Below are 14,495 nucleotides of genomic sequence, written 5' to 3' on the forward strand. Positions count from 1 at the left end.
GTGATAGAGATTGCGCAGCATGCCCGCGGTGGCGCCCCAGATGAAGTGCTTGCCGTACGGCATGCCGTAATACTGCCGAACGCGCCCGTCATCGAGCCGGGCTTCGTACAGGCGATGATTGGCCGGATCCATCAGGAACGACAGCGGCACCTCGAACACCTCGGCCACTTCGAACGCATCGGGCGCCAGCTCGAAACCCGGCCGCACCAGCGACACCACGGGAATGATCGAAAAACCCGTCGCCGTCAGGTACGGCGGCATGCTGCCCAGAACTTCGACGTGATTGGCCGGCAGACCGGTTTCCTCTTGCGCTTCGCGCAGCGCCGCATCGACGGGCGTGGCGTCGCTGGTCTCGATGCGACCGCCGGGAAAGCTGATCTGGCCCGCATGATCGTGCAGGTGCGCCGCGCGCTGCGTCAGCATGATGCTCACGCCCTCGTCGCGCGTCACCAGCGGAATCAGCACGGCCGCCGGCACGGGTGTGCCCTCGCGGCCGGGATAGCGAAGATCGTTGTCGCGCGACAGCTCAAGCGTCCAGGTGGACGGCTGGCTCAACGTGCCGCGCAGGGAATCCGGCGTCAGCAGGCGGGTAGGCACGGGCGGCAGCGATTCGTTGGCCACCACCCACGGTTGCGTCGCCGGATCGAATCCGGGGCGCGCCAGCGGCCGTCGAGGCCGCGCGGAGGACGAGGTATCAGACATACGCTCAGAAATAAGAAAAAAGGCACCCTCGCAGGTGCCTTTTTAACCCGGAAAACCGTGCCGGACGGAAACGCGGATTGGCGTGAACGTCCGACACTGTCAGGGCCGTGTACCGATAAGCGATCAAGCCGCGGAGGCTTGCTTGCTGACCAGCTTTTCCTTGATGCGAGCCGACTTGCCCGAGCGCGAGCGCAGGTAGTACAGCTTGGCGCGGCGCACGTCGCCGCGGCGCTTCACTTCGATGCTGGCGATTTGCGGCGAGTACAGCTGGAACGTACGTTCCACGGCTTCACCCGACGAAATCTTGCGCACGGTGAACGCGGAGTTCAGGCCGCGATTGCGCTTGGCGATAACAACGCCTTCGAAAGCCTGCACGCGCTTGCGAGTGCCTTCAACGACGTTGACGCTCACGATGACGGTGTCACCAGGAGCAAATTCAGGCTTGGCTTGACCGCCGGTCAGACGGGCAATTTCTTCCTGTTCCAGGATAGCGATGAGGTTCATTTGAACTCCTAGATCATCATGTCTTTGCGGACTAAAACTTTTGCCGATCGATGTTGTTCACGCCCGGACTTTCGTGTGATCGAAGAGTCGAGATTCAAGTCTTCGGTCGCAACCGGCCTGGTGCGTGTGCATGGCTACTGGTTCTCATGGGTTGTCCGCAATGCGGATTTCCGTGAGCCTGTGTCGCGATGCTATGCCGCAAGCAGAGGATGAGATTTGGCAAACCAATGATTCTACACCAAAAATTCGCCAGAGCCTCGGGTAACATGTGCGCCTTGAGCACGGTTTGCGGTACCCTTCCAACTCCCTGTAACAAACACGTCATCTGACGCTGTTCCCTCATGTCGTACTCGTCCCTGATATTGGTCGTCCTGGCGGCGATGGCCCACGCCACGTGGAACCTCCTTGCCAAGCGCGCGGCCATGGTGGGCGCGCCGTTCGTCTTTGCCTACGGGTTGTGCGCGACGGTGCTGTACGCGCCCTGGGTGATCTGGGTGCTGATGCACGACGGCATGAACTGGACGTGGCCTGTCGTCGGCGCGATCCTGACGTCCAGCCTGTTGCATCTGGGCTACAGCCTTTGCCTGCAGCGCGGCTATCAGGTGGCCGACCTGTCCGTGGTCTATCCGATTGCCCGGGGCACCGGTCCCCTGCTGTCGACGACTGGCGCCTTCCTGCTGCTGGGCGAACCCGCCACCAGCACCGGCATCGTCGGCATGCTGTGCGTCGTCGCCGGGGTGCTGCTGATCGCCACCCAGGGACGGCTCGCCATCTTCAAGCAGGCGCAGGCGTGGATCGGGGTGCGCTGGGGAGTCGTAATTGGCCTGTTCATCGCGGCCTATACGGTGGTGGACGCGTACGGCGTGAAAGTGCTGCTGATCAGTCCGGTGCTGTTCGACTGGTTCACCTGTGTGACCCGCACCGCCATGATGACCCCGCACATGCTGCGCCGCCCCACGCAATCGTGGGAATCCATGCGCGGCCATTGGCACTTGGCGCTGGCCGTGGGGTTCCTGTCGCCGCTGGGGTACATCCTGGTGCTGTATGCGCTGCGCAACGGTGCGCCGCTAAGCCTGGTGGCGCCTGCCCGGGAAATGTCCATGATGCTCGGCACCCTGGCCGGCATGTTCCTGCTGCGCGAAAAGGTGGGTGTGGGCCGTCTGGCCGGTTGCGTGTCCATTCTGGCGGGCGTGATCCTGCTGGGATCGAGCTGAGCGCCGCCGGCGGGCATCAAAGGCAGGCGGCCATCAGAAGCCGCCGGCCACGCCCAACCACATCAGGCCGGGGATCATCGCGCCCCAGGCCAGCACCAGCACCACATCCGTAATCATGGCTTTCATCGTGAGCTGATTGCCAGCCGGTTGCGCCTGGGCGTCTCCGATGCTTTGATCGCGCGCCACGGTGGCGGCGGGAGCGGCCGGGGCGACGACGGATACCCCCGCGGCGGGCAGGCTTGCGGGAGCGCCGGCCGCCGGAGCGCCGGCCGCCGGAATGCCGGCCACCGGAATGCCGGCCACCGGACCGCCGACCGAAGCCTCGTCGGGCGTCGGAGCCGGCGGGAATGGCCAGCGGGCGGGCATGCGGGTGGCGCGCGTGCGCGCATCGGACGCCGCCCCGGTCCAAGGCATGGCCACACCGGTCAGCCGGGCGCAAAAGGCGCGGGCGCGGTTGGCGCCGCGGCGCAGCGGATTCAGGGAAACGACGAGCTCATCCTGCAGGACGGAAAAATCAGCGGTGTTCATGGGAACTCCTTGGATAAACGTTCCAGCGCCGAGGCGATTCGCCCTGGCATGCACCCGAGGCAACTGCGGCCTGCGGTCAATCGAACAAAGACAATTGGCCGGCCGCCATGGCGCGCAACTGGCGCGCACCGCGCCCGTATGCGCCGCTGACCGCAGGCAAACCACCAGGAAAAGGGACCCCTGAAGACGCTTTCGCATCAACCGGGGATTGAAAATCGGTAGCGGCATTGACGGAGCTGACCGCATTGCCGGCGCCCACGACCTCACCCGACGCCGCGCCATCGAACAACGACGCTGATGCCCCGGGACCCGCCGGCGGCACGAACCGGCTGCAATCGAGCGACAGGCGGGTGCGGTTGAGCCCCAGCTTGCGCGTGGCGACCGCGAAGCGCTGGCGCAGCAGGTCGGCCCAGATACCCGTGCCGCGCATGCGCGATCCGAAGTTGGGATCGTTGCGGCGGCCGTTGCGCAGGTCTTCGATGCGATGCAGGACACGTTGCGCGCGGTCCGGGTAGTGGGCGTTGAGCCAGTCCTCGAACAGGGTCTTGACCTCCCAGGGCAGGCGCAGGACCGTGTAGCTGGCGTAATGGGCGCCGGCCGCCTTGGCCTCCTGGAGGATGTGCTCCATGGACTCGTCATTGATGAACGGGATGACCGGGGCCACCAGCACGCCCACCGGCACGCCTGCGTCGGTCAGGCTGCGCACCGCTTCCAGGCGGCGCCACGGCGCGGCCGCGCGGGGTTCCAACGTGCGGGCCATGCCGGCGTCCAGCGTGGTGATGCTGATGTAGACCACCACGAGGTTCTGTTGCGCCAGGGCTGCCAGCAAGTCGAGGTCGCGGGCGACCAGCGCGTTCTTGGTGACGATGGTGACCGGATGGCGGGTTTCGAGCGCGAGCTCGAGCATGCCGCGCGTCAGGCGCCAGTCGCGCTCGATGGGCTGGTAGGCGTCGGTGGCCGAGCCGATATTGATGGGCGACGGCTTGTAGCCGGGACGGGCCAGTTCGGCGCGCAGGGCCTCGACCGCATTGGCCTTGGCGACGAGCCGGGTTTCGAAGTCGAGCCCCGGCGAATAACCCAGGTACGAATGCGTGGGCCGGGCGTAGCAATACACACAACCGTGCTCGCAACCGCGGTACGGGTTGGCGGCCACATCAAAGGGAATGTCCGGGGAATCGTTGCGCGATAGGATCTTGCGCGCCTCTTCCGCGGTGACCGTGGTTTTGGGAGCGGGCGGCGCGGAGCGCGTGTCGGGCAGGATGGGGATGACCGTGGCGCGGGCAGCAGCGCCTGCAGTCTGTTCAACTGCAACGCCTGCAACCGCAGACGATGAAATATCGGAAATGGAATCGGGGACAGAATCGACGAAGTCGGCAGGCAGACCGGAAGCGGACCAGCCGTCGTCGACCTGCACGCGGTCATCGCGTTGGAAGCGATGCCGAACATTAGTAACCGCACCCCGACCGCGCAAGGCGGCGGGGGCGGCAGCCGGGGACCCAGAACCGGCGGGAAAAGAATGATCGGTGCGTGCCATAAAAACTACTGTACAAAAACACAGTGGTTTTGACAAGCACCAAAAGCCCTTTTCGTAAGACAGCCCAACTTTACCGCAAGAAGAAGACATCGTCTGAACAATTCGATTTCATCTTGCGATATGGCCCGGAAACCCGCGCCAGCATTGGGTTTGGACGAAAAACAACACGAAAAAACGGGCCACGCAGGCCCCCTTTTCAGCCCATATTGCGGTTTACCGCAGCATGCCCGCCGCAGCCGTCTGGTGCGTGGCTTCGTCGATCAGAATGAACGCACCGGTCGCCGCCACATCGTCATAGCGATCGACCGCCAGCGACTCGCGCGTCGTCAGCGTCACGCGTCCGATGTCGTTCATGCGCAAGGTGCCTTCGGTGTTCTCGACCTCCTGCAACTCATGGATGTCCCGATGCGACAACACCGCGCGCACCTTTGCCGACGTAAGCCGAGTCCCCGACTTCAGCAGGTACTTGCGCGCGGGATTCAACGCCTGCGCATCCAGCCAGCACAGCTCCGCTTCGAACTCACGCGACACCTGCGCAGGTGCAGCGGTGTGCACGATCACGTCGCCGCGCGACACGTCCACGTCGCGGTCCAGCACCAGCGTGATCGAATCGCCGGCCACTGCCTCATCCAGCGCGCGATCAAACGCACGCACTTCCTGCACCACCGCCGTCACGCCCGACGGCTGCACCGTCACTTCGTCGCCTGGCCGCAGCACGCCGCTGGCGACGCGGCCCGCATAGCCGCGGAAATCGTCCGCGCGGTCGCCGCCGTGGCGCGCCACCCATTGCACCGGAAAGCGCAGCGGCAACGTGCGGCCGTCGCCCGACAGGTCCAGCGATTCCAGCAGCGCGAGCAGCGGCTGCCCTTCGTACCAGGGCGTCTTGGCGGACAGCGTGACGACGTTGTCGCCGCTCAGTGCGGACAGCGGCAGCGCGTCGAAGTGCGCGATACCGAGCTTGCCTGCCAGATCGGCATAAGCATCGCGGATGCGTTCGAACACCGCGCGGTCCCAGTCCACCAGGTCCATCTTGTTCACGGCAACGACGATGTGGCGGATGCCCAAGAGGCGTGCGATGGTGCTGTGCCGCTTGGTCTGCGGCAGCAGCTTGCCGTCGGCAGCGCGGGTCGCGTCGATCAGGATGACGGCGACGTCCGCGGTCGACGCGCCGGTCACCATGTTGCGCGTGTACTGCTCGTGGCCCGGCGCGTCGGCAATGATGAATTTGCGCGTGGGCGTCGAGAAGTAACGGTAGGCGACGTCGATGGTGATGCCCTGCTCCCGCTCGGCTTCCAGGCCGTCGGTCAGCAGCGAAAAATCGATGCCGTCGCCCGCGACACGCTTGTGCTTGGCGCGCGAAATTGCGTCGAGCTGATCGGCGAAGACGCCCTTGCTGTCGTACAGCAGGCGGCCGATCAGCGTGGACTTGCCGTCGTCGACGGAGCCCGCCGTGATCAGCCGCAGCACGCCGGTGTCGGCGCCGGAAAGAAAGGAATCGTTCAGTGCGTTCATGTTGTTCCCCAGGCGCCGGCGTGCGCCGGCGCGTCATCTCATTCAGAAATAGCCTTCCTTCTTGCGGCGCTCCATCGAGGCCTCGGAAGTCTGGTCGTCCATGCGCGTGGCGCCGCGTTCGGTGATGTCGGTCACGGCGGTCTCGGCGATGATGGCCATGGTGTCGGTGGCATCCGAGGCAACCGGGCACGTGCACGAGATGTCGCCCACGGTGCGGAACCGGACGGACAGGCGTTCGACCTGTTCACCGTCGGCCGGCGGCGTCAGGCGGGTGACGGGCACCAGCAGGCCCTTGCGGCGCACCACCTCGCGTTCATGCGCGAAATAGATCGGCGGCAGCGCCAGCTGTTCGCGCTGGATGTACTGCCAGACGTCCAGCTCGGTCCAGTTCGAGATCGGGAAGACGCGCATGTTCTCGCCGCGATGCACGCGGGTGTTGAACAGGTTCCAGAGTTCAGGCCGCTGGGCCTTGGGATCCCATTGGCCGAACTCGTCGCGGAACGAAAAGATGCGTTCCTTGGCGCGCGCCTTTTCCTCGTCGCGGCGCGCGCCGCCGATGCAGGCGTCGAACCCGAATTCTTCGATGGCTTCCAGCAGCGTCACCGCCTGTGCCGCATTGCGCGAGTCGGTCTCGCGGCGCAGCACAACGCTGCCGCGCTTGATCGAGTCCTCAACGCTGCGCACGATCAGGGTTTCGCCCAGCTCGGCCGCGCGGGCATCGCGGAAGGCGATCACCTCGTCGAAGTTGTGGGCGGTGTCGATGTGCATCAGCGGAAACGGAAAGCGCCCCGGCCGGAAGGCCTTTTCGGCCAGGCGCAGCAACACGACTGAGTCCTTGCCGCCCGAAAAGAGCAGGACGGGCTTTTCGCATTCGGCGGCGACTTCGCGCAGGATGAAGATCGCTTCCGATTCCAGCCAATCCAGGTGGCTGCGTTGGATCACGGCAGACATATGTATTCCCCTAAGACAAATTCGAATTCGTGGCCGCGCTCAATCGGCGCGCGCCGCAATGGTGATGACCCTGTTGCCCGCATGCAGGCCGCATTCCTTCGAGTCGGACGACTCCCACCACCAGCGCCCTGCCCTCAGGTCTTCGCCGGGGCGGATGGCGCGCGTACAGGGTTCGCAACCGATGGACGGGTAGCCCTGGTCGTGCAGCGGGTTGTAGGGAATGCCGAGCGCGCGGATAGCGGACCAGATCTCGTCCTCGCTCCACTCGGCCAGCGGGTTGAACTTGTAGAGGCCGAACGTCGCGTCGTCCTCTTCCAACAGCAGCTCTCCGCGCGTCGTGGACTGCGCGCGCCGCTGCCCGGTGATCCAGGCGCCCCGGCCGGCCAGCGCGCGTTTCAACGGCTCGACCTTGCGGATCTGGCAACAGGCCTTGCGCAGATCGACGCTTTCGTAGAAGGCGTAAGCGCCGTGCGCCGCGACGTGCTCGTCGACCGCCGCCTGGACGGGCCGGTACACGGTGACCTCGCGGCCATAGCGCTCCCGCACGGCGTCCAGCACACCCAGCGTCTCGGCATGCAGCCGGCCCGTGTCCAGCGTGAAGACTTCCAGGTCCAGGCCCGAGTCGTAGATGGCGTGGGTCAGCACCATGTCTTCGGCGGCCAGCGACGACGCCAGCGCGGCATCCGGATAGCGGCGCTGGATGTCCGCCAGGCGTGACGTCAGATCCCGCCAGCGCGCGGCCAGGACCGGGTCCAGTTCAAGAGAGGTATCGGTCGTCGTCATGGCTGCACCGCGAAGATGCGCGCCCGGCGGGGACGCGCGAGCAGGATCTCGCCGTCCTGCAGGTTCAGTTCCTGATAAAGCGACTCGGGCACCTCGGCCTCGATGATCGCGTCCGTATCCTGGCGCGCCAGTTCCAGATACGCGCTGGGACCGGCGAGATAAGCGTGCGACAGGCGGACCGGAATGCCATCCGCGCCGGCGCGATAGCGCTCGACCTCGAATTCGTGCGGCCGCACATACGCGGTGGCGCGCTGCGCGTCGGCCAGCGCCAGTTCCGGCGCAGGCAGCGACAGGCCGGCGCCTTCGAACACGCCACGCGTGGCGGTGCCCTGAAGCTGGTTCACGTCGCCCAGGAAACCGTAGACGAAAGGCGTGGCCGGACCTTCCCAGACCTCGCGCGGCGTGCCCACCTGCTCAATGCGGCCGGCGTTCATCAGGACCACGCGGTCCGAAACTTCCAGCGCCTCTTCCTGGTCGTGCGTGACGAACACGCTGGCCACATGCAGCTCGTCGTGCAGCCGCCGCAGCCAGCGGCGCAATTCCTTGCGGACCTTGGCGTCCAGGGCGCCGAAGGGCTCGTCCAGCAGCAGCACGCGCGGTTCGACCGCCAGGGCGCGCGCCAGGGCGATGCGCTGGCGCTGTCCGCCCGACAACTGCGCCGGATAGCGGTCGGCCAGCCAGTCCAGTTGCACCAGACCCAACAGGTCGTGCACCTTGCGCTTGATCTGGTCCTCGGACGGACGCTGCGAACGGTGCTTGACGCGCAGGCCGAACGCCACGTTTTCGAACACCGTCATGTGCTTGAACAGCGCATAGTGCTGGAACACGAAGCCGACCTGACGCTGGCGCACGTCCACTGCCGTGGCGTCTTCGCCGGCAAACAGCACGCTGCCGGAATCGGCCGATTCCAGCCCGGCAATGATGCGCAGCAGCGTCGTCTTGCCACAGCCCGACGGTCCCAGCAACGCCACCAGTTCGCCGGTCTCGATGTGCAGCGACACGTCGTTCAACGCGCGGAACTGACCGAACCGCTTGGATAGATTGCGTACTTCGATACTCATGCCTGTCTCCTTGCCCGGGCGGTCGCGTCAGGCGACCGCCGGCTTGATGGCCACCGCGGCGCCGGGATACTCCACCGGCTGGTCCGCATTCTGCTGAAGGCGCGCGTTGCGCCACTCGACCACGTTCTTCGCCACCAGCGTCACCAGCGCCAGGAGCGCCAGCAGCGAGGCAACGGCGAACGCCGCGGAATACTGATACTCGTTGTAGAGAATCTCGACGTGCAGCGTCATCGTGTTGGTCAGCCCGCGGATCTGGCCCGACACCACCGACACCGCGCCGAACTCGCCCATGGCCCGCGCATTGCACAGGATTGCGCCGTACAAGAGGCCCCACTTGATGTTCGGCAGCGTCACGCGCCAGAAGATCTGCCAGCCGCTCGCGCCCAGCGTCAGCGCGGCCTGCTCTTCCTCGCTGCCCTGCGCCTGCATCAGTGGAATGAGCTCGCGCGCGACGAACGGAAAGGTCACGAACAAGGTCGCCAGGATGATGCCGGGCACCGCGTAGACGATCTTGATGTCGTGCGCCTGCAGCCATTCGCCAAACCAGCCCTGCGAGCCGAACAACAGCACGAACACCAGGCCCGCCACCACCGGCGACACCGAAAACGGCAGGTCGATCAGCGTGATCAGGAACTGCTTGCCGCGGAACTGGAACTTGGTGATGGCCCACGCGGCGGCCACGCCGAACACCAGGTTCACCGGCAAGGCGATGGCCGCGACCAGCAGCGTCAGCCGGATCGCCGCCAGGGCGTCGGGCTCGACGATGGCGTCCAGGTACAGCGCCCATCCCTTCCGGAAGGCCTCGGCGAACACGGCCGCCAGCGGCACCAGCAGAAAGAGCGCCAGAAACCCCAGCGCGATGAACAGCAGAATGCCGCGCACCCAGCGCGGCTCGGTCAGGTGAGCGGGACGATCCGGTGCGCTCATGACTGCCTCCCCAGGCCGCGGCGCGCCTGCCAGCCCTGCAACAGGTTGATGATGAGGAGCAGCACGAACGACAGCACCAGCATCACGGTCGCGATGGCGGCCGCGCCGGCGTAGTCGAACTGCTCCAGCTTGGAAATGATCAGCAGCGGCGTGATCTCGGACACCATCGGCATGTTGCCCGCGATGAACACCACGGAGCCGTACTCGCCCACCGCGCGCGCGAACGCCAGCGCAAAGCCGGTCATCAGGGCCGGCATGATTGTCGGCAGCAGCACGCGGCGGAAGGTCTGCCAACGGTCCGCGCCCAGGCTGGCGGCGGCCTCTTCGATTTCGCGCTCCACGTCTTCAAGCACCGGCTGCACCGTGCGCACTACGAACGGCACGCCGATGAAGATGAGCGCTATGACGATGCCCAGCGGCGTGAACGCCACCTTCAGGCCGAACCATTCCGACAACGGCCCGCCCAGCCAGCCCTTCTGCGAATACAGCGCGGTCAACGCAATGCCGGCCACGGCCGTCGGCAGCGCGAACGGCAGGTCGACCAGCGCATCCAGGATCTTCTTGCCCGGAAAGCGATAGCGCACCAGCACCCACGCGACGACTGTGCCGAACACCAGGTTCACCAGCGCCGCGATCAGCGAGGCGCCGAAGGTCAGTTGATACGAGGCCATCACGCGCGGGGCGGTCACCGCGTCCCAGAAACCCTGCCATCCCAGCCCCGCGCTCTTGATGGGCAAGGCGGCCAGCGGGATCAGCACGAGCACGCTGAGATACAGCACCGCGTAGCCCATGGAAATGCCAAATCCGGGCAGCACGCCCGGGCTGTTGCGCCGAACGGCAAAAGGCGCTTGCGCGCCGGTTGCCGCCGGGTTCGAGGCTGAAGTCATGGCCGTCGTCCGAACGTTATGCAGTTACTTCTTCTGCGGCTAGTAGATCTGGTCGAAGGTGCCGCCGTCGCTGAAGTGATCCTTCTGCGCCTTGCGCCAGCCGCCGAAGATCTTGTCGTCGATGGTGACGAGCTTGACCTTGGGGAACTTGGCCTCGTATTTGGCGGCGACCGTCTTGTCCAGCGGACGGTAGTAGTTCTTGGCGATGATTTCCTGCGCGGCCGGCGTGTACAGGAATTCCAGATAGGCCTGCGCGGCGGCGCGGGTGCCCTTCTTGTCCACGACCTTGTCGACGACGGCCACCGGCGGCTCGGCCAGGATGGACAGCGACGGCACCACGATGTCGAACTTGTCCGGACCCAGTTCTTCGAGCGCCAGGAAGGCCTCGTTCTCCCAGGCGAGCAGCACGTCGCCCACGCCGCGCTCCACGAACGTCGTGGTGGCGCCGCGCGCGCCGGTATCCAGCACCGGCACGTGCTTGAGCAGATCGCCGACGAAGGCGCGCGCCTTCTCCTCGCTGCCGCCGTTCTTCTCCAGCGCATAGGCCCAGGCGGCCAGATAGTTCCAGCGGGCGCCGCCCGAGGTCTTGGGATTGGGGGTGATGACCTGCACGCCGTCCTTGAGCAGGTCGTCCCAGTCCTTGATCTGCTTGGGGTTGCCCTTGCGCACCAGGAACACGATGGTGGACGTGTACGGCGAGCTGTTCTGCGGCAGGCGGGCTTGCCAGTTCTCGGGCAAGAGGCCGCGGTCGGCGATGGCGTCGATGTCGTAGGCCAGCGCCAGCGTCACCACGTCGGCTTCCAGCCCGTCGATCACCGAGCGCGCCTGGCGGCCGGAACCGCCGTGCGACTGGCGGATCGTCAGGTCGACGTTCGCCTTTTCCTTGTAATGCTTGATGAAGGCGTCATCGATCGCGCGGTAGAGCTCGCGCGTCGGATCGTACGACACGTTCAGCAGCGTCTGCTTCTGCTGCGCCTGCGCCGGCGCAATCGCGGCAAATGAAACCGTCACTGCGGCCAACGCGGCCAACCAACCGGCTTTCCTAAAAGACATCCCTTGCTCCCTGTGATCTGCAATGTGGAGGCAAGTTTGCGTGCTGGCCGATCTGAACGGAACGAATCATTATTTGGTTGCTCATCGCCAAGAGGCATATAGGACAAGCATCCCAACAACGAAAAACCGCCGCGATCCTCTATGAAGATCGCGGCGGTTTGGGCGGCCTGGGACCGCGTTCGAGCCGGGGGGCCAACCCCCCATTTTTCGAATTTACTTATTCGGTTGCGGCGTGATGCGCAGGTACGGACGCACGGCCTTGTAGCCCTTCGGGAATTTTTCCTTGATCACCGCTTCGTCTTGCAGGGACGGAACGATGATGACGTCGTCGCCGTCTTCCCAGTTCACCGGCGTGGCCACGCTGTGGCTGTCGGTCAGCTGCAGCGAATCGATGACGCGCAGGATTTCATTGAAGTTGCGGCCCGTGCTGGCGGGATACGTGATGGTCAGGCGGACCTTCTTGTTCGGATCGATGATGAACACCGAACGCACGGTCGCCGTGGCGCTGGCATTCGGGTGGATCATGTCGTAGAGCTCGGAAACCTTGCGGTCCTTGTCGGCGATGATCGGGAAATTGACCGTCGTCGATTGCGTGTCGTTGATGTCTTCAATCCACTTGGCGTGCGAATCGGCGCCATCGACCGACAGGGCCAGGACCTTCACGTTGCGCTTTGCAAACTCGTCGGCGAGCTTGGCCGTGTAGCCCAGCTCGGTCGTGCAGACCGGCGTGAAGTCGGCCGGATGCGAGAACAGCACACCCCAGCTGTTGCCCAGGTACTCGTGGAAGCGGATCTTGCCAGCCGAGGATTCCTGTTCGAAATCGGGGGCGATGTCGCCCAGACGTAGTTGACTCATGGTGTCTCCTGTACGGGATTCAGTTGAAGGGGCCGGCTGGCGGCCCGGCATGGGCCGCAGCGCGGATTAGCGTTTCGTGGCGGAGGTTGCCGTGTGACGTTACCGCGTGTGAAACGATTCTTCCATCAAACCTTTAGGCGAGGAAATACGCAAGTCATATAACCTTATGCAATATTCGCAGCCGTTATCGGCTGACGCCAGCACGCCCGGCGACCGCCTCAGCTCAGGTGATACGCCAGCGAAACAATGATCGGTCCCAGCACCGGCAGCAACACATTGGCGATGGCGTACGTCACCGTGTAGCCCAGCAGCGGCACCGAGCTGCCGCTGGCGGTCAGGATGGCGCTGATGGCCGGCGTGCTGACATGCTGCCCGGCAATGGCGCCCACCAGCAGCGGCCCCTCGATCTTCAGCAGCTTGTGCCCCACCCACAGCGACAGGCACGCGGGCCCCAGCGACACCAGCAGGCCGATCAGCGGCAGCACCGCCCCGTGCTCGCGGATCAGCGACAGCGCATCCGGCCCGGCCGACAAGCCCACGCAGGCCACGAAAATCGCCAGACCCAGGTCCTTGAGCAGTTGCACCGCATGGGTCGGCATGTGCCCGATCGACGGCCGCTTGGCATTGATCCAGCCGCAGACCAGGCCGCTGACCAGCGCCCCGCCCCCGCTGCCCAGCGATACGGGTATCCCCCACAACCTCGCCCCCAGGCTGCCGATCATCAACCCGGCCAGAATGCCGAACGCCAGAAAAACCAGATCCGTCACGCCGCTGCGGCGCAGTTCGGATCCCAGTGCCGCGCCCGCCTCGGAAAGTTCGGGCTGGGCACCCACCAGCGTGACCAGGTCGCCGAACTGCACCACGGTCGCGGGCGTCAGGGGCAGCACATGGCCAGAGCGCGAGATGGATTGCAGGAACACGCCTCGCGCGCGCCTTGCGGTGGGCCGCAGGGCCAGCTCGCCCACCGTGTGGCCGTTCACCGTCTTCTTGCTGACGATGACCTGCAGCTCGCTCAATTGCAGGTCGTCCGCGTGCGCCTCGGGCAACTGGATCTCCGGGCCGATCACCGATCCGGCCCGCAGGGCAAAGCGGCGCAATCCCAGCACCACCACGATGTCGCCGGTCGCAAGCACGTAGTCGGGGGTGGCGTCGACGGCCTCGCCGTTGCGCAGGACCCGGCTGATCACGGTGCGCCCGCCCAGTTGCGCCTCAACGTCGCCCACCCGTTTGCCATCCACGTCCTTGACCACGTGCGCGCGTCCCACCAGCCGCGGCAGCGTCGGCAGGCTGGACTCGTCGTTGTCGCCGGGCGCCGCGCCCAGCTTGGCCTCCAGCGCCTTGGACGCCTCGCGCAGGTTGATGCGCAGCAGCGCGGGCGCCACCTGGCTGGTGAAGAACACGATGCTGATGAGGCCCACCAGATAGGTCAGCGTGTAGGCCGTGGCGATGTTGGCCTCCATGCGCTGCACTTCGGCGTCGGGCAGTCCCAGGTGCTTGAGCGCCTCGGCGGCGGTGCCCACCACGGCCGATTCCGTGGCCGCGCCCGCCGCCAGACCCGCAGCGGTGCCGGCATCCAGTCCAAACAGCGGCACGGCAGCCAGCACGATCGTCAGCACCAGCACCGCCTCGATCAGCGGCAGGACCACATAGCGCAGGCTGGACCGATTGAGATTCGCGAAGAACTGCGGGCCGCCCGAGTAGCCCATGGCAAAGATGAACAGGGCGAACGCGACCTCCTTCAGGTCGCCGCGCATCTGGCAGCCCGTCTGGCCGATCAGCAGGGCGACGATGAGCGTGCCGCACACGCCGCCAAGCTGAATCGGCCCGACCTTCAGCTTGCCGATCAGGTATCCCAGGCCCACCGTGACGAACAGCACCGCGATGGGAACGCTATTGAAAAACCCGACCGAACACGTCATGAGTCCACGCCGCCCTGTTTTTGCCTACGCTGCGGTTGTTTGCTTTGCAGTCCCCTGCATTGCGA

Annotated in this window: 14 protein-coding genes; 1 reads left to right on the top strand and 13 read right to left on the bottom strand. The window is 65.5% G+C overall.

The window, feature by feature from the left end:
- Positions 1 to 702 (bottom strand): CoA pyrophosphatase (locus tag RT697_RS20480; RefSeq protein WP_313701391.1); only part of this gene is annotated, 702 nt, incomplete at its 3' end.
- A gap of 123 nt (positions 703 to 825) precedes the next feature.
- Complete coding sequence (gene rplS / locus RT697_RS20485; protein WP_056567581.1) at positions 826 to 1,206, bottom strand: 50S ribosomal protein L19; 381 nt, start codon at positions 1,204 to 1,206, stop codon at positions 826 to 828.
- Between the two features lie 341 nt (positions 1,207 to 1,547).
- On the opposite strand from rplS, the gene RT697_RS20490 reads away from it, so the two are divergent.
- Positions 1,548 to 2,420, top strand: a complete 873-nt coding sequence (locus RT697_RS20490; RefSeq protein WP_313701393.1) for a DMT family transporter — start codon at positions 1,548 to 1,550, stop codon at positions 2,418 to 2,420.
- A 33-nt stretch (positions 2,421 to 2,453) separates the two neighbouring features.
- On the opposite strand, the gene RT697_RS20495 is transcribed toward RT697_RS20490, so the two are convergent.
- The 11 genes from RT697_RS20495 to aspT form a co-directional block, all read right to left on the bottom strand.
- Complete coding sequence (locus RT697_RS20495) at positions 2,454 to 2,948, bottom strand: hypothetical protein (RefSeq protein ID WP_313701394.1); 495 nt, start codon at positions 2,946 to 2,948, stop codon at positions 2,454 to 2,456.
- Positions 2,949 to 3,024: 76 nt separating this feature from the next.
- On the bottom strand, positions 3,025 to 4,482 hold the full coding sequence (locus RT697_RS20500; RefSeq protein WP_313701395.1) for a PA0069 family radical SAM protein: 1,458 nt from the start codon (positions 4,480 to 4,482) through the stop codon (positions 3,025 to 3,027).
- A gap of 213 nt (positions 4,483 to 4,695) precedes the next feature.
- Positions 4,696 to 5,994: a GTP-binding protein gene (locus RT697_RS20505; RefSeq protein WP_313701397.1), complete on the bottom strand. Its 1,299-nt coding sequence runs from the start codon at positions 5,992 to 5,994 to the stop codon at positions 4,696 to 4,698.
- Between the two features lie 42 nt (positions 5,995 to 6,036).
- Positions 6,037 to 6,945, bottom strand: coding sequence for a sulfate adenylyltransferase subunit CysD (gene cysD, locus RT697_RS20510; protein WP_056567596.1), 909 nt, complete (start codon positions 6,943 to 6,945; stop codon positions 6,037 to 6,039).
- A gap of 39 nt (positions 6,946 to 6,984) precedes the next feature.
- The gene (locus RT697_RS20515; RefSeq protein ID WP_313701399.1) at positions 6,985 to 7,728 is read right to left on the bottom strand and encodes a phosphoadenylyl-sulfate reductase; all 744 of its coding nucleotides are present in this window, start codon (positions 7,726 to 7,728) and stop codon (positions 6,985 to 6,987) included.
- Positions 7,725 to 8,789 carry a sulfate ABC transporter ATP-binding protein gene (locus RT697_RS20520; protein ID WP_313701400.1) on the bottom strand — a complete coding sequence of 355 codons (1,065 nt, stop codon included), beginning with the start codon at positions 8,787 to 8,789 and terminating at the stop codon, positions 7,725 to 7,727. The genes RT697_RS20515 and RT697_RS20520 overlap by 4 nt, the downstream gene beginning before the upstream one ends.
- A gap of 27 nt (positions 8,790 to 8,816) precedes the next feature.
- Positions 8,817 to 9,716 (bottom strand): sulfate ABC transporter permease subunit CysW, encoded by a 900-nt coding sequence (gene cysW / locus RT697_RS20525; protein WP_105237939.1) that lies wholly within the window; start codon positions 9,714 to 9,716, stop codon positions 8,817 to 8,819.
- Positions 9,713 to 10,603: a sulfate ABC transporter permease subunit CysT gene (gene cysT / locus RT697_RS20530; RefSeq protein ID WP_105241412.1), complete on the bottom strand. Its 891-nt coding sequence runs from the start codon at positions 10,601 to 10,603 to the stop codon at positions 9,713 to 9,715. The genes cysW and cysT overlap by 4 nt, the downstream gene beginning before the upstream one ends.
- A 39-nt stretch (positions 10,604 to 10,642) precedes the next feature.
- Positions 10,643 to 11,656: a sulfate ABC transporter substrate-binding protein gene (locus RT697_RS20535; RefSeq protein WP_313701401.1), complete on the bottom strand. Its 1,014-nt coding sequence runs from the start codon at positions 11,654 to 11,656 to the stop codon at positions 10,643 to 10,645.
- Positions 11,657 to 11,869: 213 nt separating this feature from the next.
- Positions 11,870 to 12,511 (bottom strand): peroxiredoxin, encoded by a 642-nt coding sequence (locus RT697_RS20540; protein WP_313701402.1) that lies wholly within the window; start codon positions 12,509 to 12,511, stop codon positions 11,870 to 11,872.
- Between the two features lie 218 nt (positions 12,512 to 12,729).
- A complete protein-coding gene (gene aspT, locus RT697_RS20545; protein WP_313701403.1) occupies positions 12,730 to 14,430 on the bottom strand; it encodes an aspartate-alanine antiporter in 1,701 nt (566 codons plus the stop codon).
- Between the last annotated feature and the right edge of the window lie 65 nt (positions 14,431 to 14,495).

Source organism: Achromobacter sp. (assembly GCF_032113835.1).
In the GTDB taxonomy this organism is placed as follows: domain Bacteria; phylum Pseudomonadota; class Gammaproteobacteria; order Burkholderiales; family Burkholderiaceae_B; genus Achromobacter.

Bases quoted from the DNA above. Each gene is read 5' to 3' on its own strand.
- rplS (WP_056567581.1), bottom strand. From the start codon at position 1,206: ATGAACCTCATCGCTATCCTGGAACAGGAAGAAATTGCCCGTCTGACC.
- RT697_RS20490 (WP_313701393.1), top strand. From the start codon at position 1,548: ATGTCGTACTCGTCCCTGATATTGGTCGTCCTGGCGGCGATGGCCCAC.
- RT697_RS20495 (WP_313701394.1), bottom strand. From the start codon at position 2,948: ATGAACACCGCTGATTTTTCCGTCCTGCAGGATGAGCTCGTCGTTTCC.
- RT697_RS20500 (WP_313701395.1), bottom strand. From the start codon at position 4,482: ATGGCACGCACCGATCATTCTTTTCCCGCCGGTTCTGGGTCCCCGGCT.
- RT697_RS20505 (WP_313701397.1), bottom strand. From the start codon at position 5,994: ATGAACGCACTGAACGATTCCTTTCTTTCCGGCGCCGACACCGGCGTG.
- cysD (WP_056567596.1), bottom strand. From the start codon at position 6,945: ATGTCTGCCGTGATCCAACGCAGCCACCTGGATTGGCTGGAATCGGAA.
- RT697_RS20515 (WP_313701399.1), bottom strand. From the start codon at position 7,728: ATGACGACGACCGATACCTCTCTTGAACTGGACCCGGTCCTGGCCGCG.
- RT697_RS20520 (WP_313701400.1), bottom strand. From the start codon at position 8,789: ATGAGTATCGAAGTACGCAATCTATCCAAGCGGTTCGGTCAGTTCCGC.
- cysW (WP_105237939.1), bottom strand. From the start codon at position 9,716: ATGAGCGCACCGGATCGTCCCGCTCACCTGACCGAGCCGCGCTGGGTG.
- cysT (WP_105241412.1), bottom strand. From the start codon at position 10,603: ATGACTTCAGCCTCGAACCCGGCGGCAACCGGCGCGCAAGCGCCTTTT.
- RT697_RS20535 (WP_313701401.1), bottom strand. From the start codon at position 11,656: ATGTCTTTTAGGAAAGCCGGTTGGTTGGCCGCGTTGGCCGCAGTGACG.
- RT697_RS20540 (WP_313701402.1), bottom strand. From the start codon at position 12,511: ATGAGTCAACTACGTCTGGGCGACATCGCCCCCGATTTCGAACAGGAA.
- aspT (WP_313701403.1), bottom strand. From the start codon at position 14,430: ATGACGTGTTCGGTCGGGTTTTTCAATAGCGTTCCCATCGCGGTGCTG.